At 53.7% G+C, this 1,897-nt stretch carries 11 tRNA genes and 2 rRNA genes; all 13 read left to right on the forward strand.

What is annotated here, in order from left to right:
- Nucleotides 1-686 (forward strand): 23S ribosomal RNA (locus ON063_RS14405); the annotation flags it as partial.
- A gap of 96 nt (nt 687-782) precedes the next feature.
- A 5S ribosomal RNA gene (gene rrf / locus ON063_RS14410) occupies nt 783-899 on the forward strand.
- 8 nt (nt 900-907) lie between these two features.
- Nucleotides 908-982 (forward strand) — tRNA-Asn (locus ON063_RS14415).
- A gap of 11 nt (nt 983-993) precedes the next feature.
- Nucleotides 994-1,084 (forward strand) — tRNA-Ser (locus ON063_RS14420).
- A 20-nt stretch (nt 1,085-1,104) separates the two neighbouring features.
- Nucleotides 1,105-1,179: transfer RNA gene (locus ON063_RS14425), tRNA-Glu, on the forward strand.
- A gap of 16 nt (nt 1,180-1,195) precedes the next feature.
- Nucleotides 1,196-1,269, forward strand: a tRNA-Met gene (locus tag ON063_RS14430).
- Nucleotides 1,270-1,278: 9 nt separating this feature from the next.
- A tRNA-Asp gene (locus ON063_RS14435) sits at nt 1,279-1,354 on the forward strand.
- 31 nt (nt 1,355-1,385) lie between these two features.
- A tRNA-Phe gene (locus ON063_RS14440) sits at nt 1,386-1,461 on the forward strand.
- 5 nt (nt 1,462-1,466) lie between these two features.
- A tRNA-Tyr gene (locus ON063_RS14445) sits at nt 1,467-1,550 on the forward strand.
- Nucleotides 1,551-1,553: 3 nt separating this feature from the next.
- A tRNA-Trp gene (locus ON063_RS14450) sits at nt 1,554-1,624 on the forward strand.
- 16 nt (nt 1,625-1,640) lie between these two features.
- Nucleotides 1,641-1,716 (forward strand) — tRNA-His (locus ON063_RS14455).
- A gap of 7 nt (nt 1,717-1,723) precedes the next feature.
- Nucleotides 1,724-1,798, forward strand: a tRNA-Gln gene (locus tag ON063_RS14460).
- A 4-nt stretch (nt 1,799-1,802) separates the two neighbouring features.
- A tRNA-Gly gene (locus tag ON063_RS14465) sits at nt 1,803-1,877 on the forward strand.
- Nucleotides 1,878-1,897: the final 20 nt, after the last annotated feature.

Raw genomic sequence — 1,897 nt, forward strand, 5'->3', positions numbered from 1 at the left:
CCGGCTGGAGGACCGTGTCAGGCGGGTAGTTTGACTGGGGGGGTCGCCTCCTAAACAGTAACGGAGGCGCCCAAAGGTTCCCTCAGAATGGTTGGAAATCATTCGAAGAGTGCAAAGGCAGAAGGGAGCTTGACTGCGAGACCTACAAGTCGAGCAGGGACGAAAGTCGGGCTTAGTGATCCGGTGGTTCCGCATGGAAGGGCCATCGCTCAACGGATAAAAGCTACCCTGGGGATAACAGGCTGATCTCCCCCAAGAGTCCACATCGACGGGGAGGTTTGGCACCTCGATGTCGGCTCATCGCATCCTGGGGCTGGAGTAGGTCCCAAGGGTTGGGCTGTTCGCCCATTAAAGCGGTACGCGAGCTGGGTTCAGAACGTCGTGAGACAGTTCGGTCCCTATCCGTCGTGGGCGCAGGAAATTTGAGGAGAGCTGTCCTTAGTACGAGAGGACCGGGATGGACGCACCGCTGGTGTACCAGTTGTTCCGCCAGGAGCATCGCTGGGTAGCTACGTGCGGACGGGATAAGTGCTGAAAGCATCTAAGCATGAAGCCCCCTCCGAGATGAGATTTCCCTTTGAGCAATCAAGAAAGACCCCTCAGAGACGATGAGGTAGATAGGTCATGGGTGGAAGCGTGGTGACACGTGGAGCTGAATGATACTAATCGGTCGAGGCTTTGATCTAGTCTAACGGTTTGTGTTGATGAATCCTCAGTTTTGAGAGAACAATCTCTCTAAAACATGTTGACATTATCGATAAATAATGTTAATATAATACTTGTCTGGTGGCGATAGCGAGACGGCCACACCCGTTCCCATGCCGAACACGGAAGTTAAGCGTCTCAGCGCCGAAAGTAGTTGGGGGATCTCCCCCTGTGAGGATAGGACGTTGCCAGGCAAGATCGTTCCGCAATAGCTCAGTGGTAGAGCAACCGGCTGTTAACCGGTAGGTCGTAGGTTCAAATCCTACTTGCGGAGCCACTTTCTCTTTTGGAGAGCTGTCCGAGTGGCCGAAGGAGCACGATTGGAATTCGTGTAGGCGGCAAAACCGTCTCAAGGGTTCGAATCCCTTGCTCTCCGCCAGTTTTTCAAAATTCAAACATGGCCCGTTGGTCAAGCGGTTAAGACACCGCCCTTTCACGGCGGTAACACGGGTTCGAATCCCGTACGGGTCACCATTTAATTTTATATCGTCGCGGGGTGGAGCAGTCTGGTAGCTCGTCGGGCTCATAACCCGAAGGTCGTCGGTTCAAATCCGGCCCCCGCAATTAATGTCCGGTCTCGTGGTGTAGGGGTTAACATGCCTGCCTGTCACGCAGGAGATCGCGGGTTCGAATCCCGTCGAGACCGCCATTTTTATTTTTAGAAAATCAAGACTACATATGGCTTTGTAGCTCAGTTGGTAGAGCAAAGGACTGAAAATCCTTGTGTCGGCGGTTCGATTCCGTCCAAAGCCACCATATGTGGGGGGGTAGCGAAGTGGCTAAACGCGGCGGACTGTAAATCCGCTCCCTCGGGTTCGGCGGTTCGAATCCGCCCCCCCCCACCACTTAGGGGCATAGTTTAGCGGTAGAACTACGGTCTCCAAAACCGTCAGCGCGGGTTCGATTCCTGCTGCCCCTGTTTTAATTTAATCATGGCGATTGTGGCGAAGTGGTTAACGCACCGGATTGTGATTCCGGCATTCGAGGGTTCAATTCCCTTCAGTCGCCCCATTATTATTGGGCTGTAGCCAAGTGGTAAGGCATCGGATTTTGATTCCGACATGCGAAGGTTCGATCCCTTCCAGCCCAGCCATTTTGCGGAAGTAGTTCAGTGGTAGAATACGACCTTGCCAAGGTCGGGGTCGCGGGTTCGAATCCCGTCTTCCGCTCCAATGACTTTTTGGCGCCATAG

This window comes from Exiguobacterium sp. B2(2022), from assembly GCF_028823655.1.
GTDB lineage: Bacteria > Bacillota > Bacilli > Exiguobacteriales > Exiguobacteriaceae > Exiguobacterium > Exiguobacterium aestuarii_A.